The sequence below is a fragment of the Micromonospora sp. URMC 105 genome (genome assembly GCF_051386295.1).
Classification (GTDB): domain Bacteria; phylum Actinomycetota; class Actinomycetes; order Mycobacteriales; family Micromonosporaceae; genus Micromonospora.
This window is the reverse complement of record NZ_JBPQTL010000183.1, coordinates 1-2,687: the sequence shown is the minus strand read 5'-3', so window position 1 is coordinate 2,687 and position 2,687 is coordinate 1. Positions and strand designations below refer to the sequence as shown.

Sequence of the window (2,687 nt, the reverse complement as noted above, 5' to 3'; positions counted from 1 at the left end):
CCACCGGCACCGGTGGTGGCCTGTTCCCGCCGCCCCCGAACGGCGCCCCCACCCGGTGAGCCGGACGCAGCAGTGACGAAAGGCCCGGTCCCCGCGGAGGGGACCGGGCCTTCCTGCTGTGGTGGGTGCGCTCAGGTGTTGGCGAAGGCGGCCCGCCGCCGCGCGTCCACCTCGGCCGCCAGCTCCGGGGCGCGGTCCAGCGCCTCCGGGTGGCCGCAGGCGGCCAGCCAGTTGGCCAGCATCAGGTGACCGCCCTCGGTCAGCACCGACTCCGGGTGGAACTGGACGCCCTCGATCGGCAGCGTCCGGTGGCGCATCGCCATCACGACGCCGGAGCCGGTCCAGCCGGTGACCTCCAGCTCGTCGGGGAGCGTCTCGGGGAGCACGGCAAGCGAGTGGTACCGGGTGGCGGTGAACGGGTCCGGCAGCCCGGCCAGTACGCCCACCGAGTGGTGGCGTACCTCCGAGGTCTTGCCGTGCAGCAGTTCGGGGGCCCGGGTCACGGTGGCGCCGAAGGCCTCCCCGATGGCCTGGTGGCCGAGGCAGACGCCGAAGAGGGGCAGCCTGCCGGCGTACTGCTTGATCACGTCGAGGCAGATGCCGGCGCGGTCCGGGCTGCCCGGTCCGGGCGAGAGCAGCACGCCCGCCGGGTCGAGCCGGCCCACCTCGGCGACGTCGATCTCGTCGTTGCGGCGGACCTCGCAGTCGACGCCGAGCTGGCCGAGGTACTGCACCAGGTTGAAGACGAACGAGTCGTAGTTGTCGATGACCAGGACACGCATGGGCTCACTCGTCCGGGGAGGGGGGCGGGGTGTTGTTCTGCTCGGTGTCGTACGGCAGGTCGTACTCGTCGCCCGCCGGGGCGTCCTGCTCGACACCGGGCGCACCGGGGTCGCCCGGCACGCCCGTGTCCTGGGTGACCTGCACGTCGTCGAAGGGAGTCACCAGGGGCTCGGCCCAGGGGAAGACCACGTACCAGAGCAGGGCGACGGTGGCGGCGGCGAGCAGCAGCGAACCGGTGAGCTTGCCGGCCACGCCGAAGGGCAGCTTGCGCCAGATCCAGGCGTACATCGTCGTCAGCCTCCCAGCGCCGCCGGGCGGCCCTCGGACTTGGGCATGCTGGCCCGGGGGTCCAGCTCGGCGTGGATGATCAGGCGCTGGTAGTTGTCGAACTTCGGATTGCAGGTGGTCAGGGTGAGCAGCTTCTTCGGCTTCTCGCCCGGCGCCAGCTTGATCGGGGCCGGCGCCACGACCTCGACCTGGTCGGGCCGGACGATCCGGCTCTCGATGACCTTGTAGACGTACCAGTTGGTCTTGGTCTCGACGACGATCGCGTCGCCGTCGTCGAGTTCGTCCAGGCTCCAGAAGGTGGCCCGGTTGCGGTGCCCGGCGACGGAGAAGTTCCCCACCTCGCCGGGCATGGCGCTCTTCGGGTAATGGCCCGGGGCGTACCGGATGTCCTTCTGGGTGACGCCCTCCACCACGACCCAGTTCTTGTCGAGCCTGGGGATGTAGAGGCCCGCGATCGGCTTGCCCTCCACCGGGGGCTTGGGCTTCGCGGTCGGCCCGGCGGACGGCGCGACGGTGGGATCGCCGCTCGGGCCCCACTCCTGCGCCAGCTGGCTGCTGAGGTCGCCCTGGTGGGCGTCGACGATGGCCGACTTGCCCCAGATCTCGTAGCCGGCGAAGAGGAGCACCACCAGGCCGAAGGTGATCAGCACCTCGCCGGTGGCCCGGATGCCGGTGCGCAGCCGGGACGCCAGGGACGGCCGGGTCAGCTCGGAGTAGACGCTCTTGTAGCCCTCGCCGGTCTGGTGCGGGCGGAGTTGGACCACCCGCTCGCCGCGCCGGGGCTGCGGCGCCTCGGCGGGGGCGCCCGCCGGCGTGTCCTCCCGCTCGGGCACGGGCGGCACCGCGCCCATCAGCGCCGTGGAGTCCAGTGCCGGCGGCCGGGTGGGCGCGGGCCGTCCGGCCACCGCCGGGATGAAGGCCGTGGCCGCGGGGTCGGCCGGCCGGTCCAGCCCGTCGCCGGCCGGACGGGCGCCGGGCAGCTGAGCGCCGGGCAGGTGCGCGGTCGGGCCGCCGGGGCCGCCGCTGGTCGGGCGGGCGTCGGGAGCGGCCGCGCGGGCCGGCCCACCCTCGAAGGCGGCCGCGCGGGGCAGTCCGGGCCCGCCCGGGCCGGCCTCCGGCACGGGTACGCCGGGACGGGCTCCGCCACCTGAGGACGGGTACGGGTGTCCGGCGGCGCGATCGTCGCCGGAGGGCCGGCCGGTGGATCGGGCCTCCGGCGCAGCGGCCGGACGGTCCGTGGGACGGGCGGCGATGATCGGCAGGAAGGCGGTCGGCGCCTCGGTGGCGGGCTGCGGCCGTACTCCGGATCGGGGCTGGTGGTCGGCGACCGCCGGAGCGGGGCCGAACGCGGCCGGCTGCTCCGGCCCGGCGGGCGTGCGGTGGCCGGGCGGCGCGGCCGGGGCCGACGGCGGCTGCGGGGCCGGGGACGCCGGGCGGACCTGGGCGTTGCCGGGCCAGGCGGGCGGCGCGGGGCGGCTCGGGCCGTCCGCGGGGCGGGCCGCCGGTGAGCCACCGGGGTACGGGCCGGCCGGGGCGCGGTCGGGTGTCGGGTCGACGGGCGGGCGGCCCTGCCCACGGTCGGCGGTCGGGCGGTCCCGGGTCGGGTCGGCGGGGGC

Annotated in this window: 3 protein-coding genes; all 3 read right to left on the bottom strand. The window is 75.8% G+C overall.

Going from position 1 to position 2,687, the window contains the following annotated elements:
• Window positions 1–131: 131 nt before the first annotated feature.
• Entirely contained in the window at window positions 132–782 is a 651-nt protein-coding gene (locus ACSNN7_RS28730; protein ID WP_436684183.1) for an aminodeoxychorismate/anthranilate synthase component II, read from the bottom strand.
• Window positions 783–786: 4 nt separating this feature from the next.
• Window positions 787–1,071 carry a hypothetical protein gene (locus tag ACSNN7_RS28725; protein WP_436684182.1) on the bottom strand — a complete coding sequence of 95 codons (285 nt, stop codon included), beginning with the start codon at window positions 1,069–1,071 and terminating at the stop codon, window positions 787–789.
• A gap of 5 nt (window positions 1,072–1,076) precedes the next feature.
• Window positions 1,077–2,687: class E sortase (locus ACSNN7_RS28720; RefSeq protein ID WP_436684181.1), on the bottom strand; the 1,611-nt coding region annotated here is incomplete at its 5' end.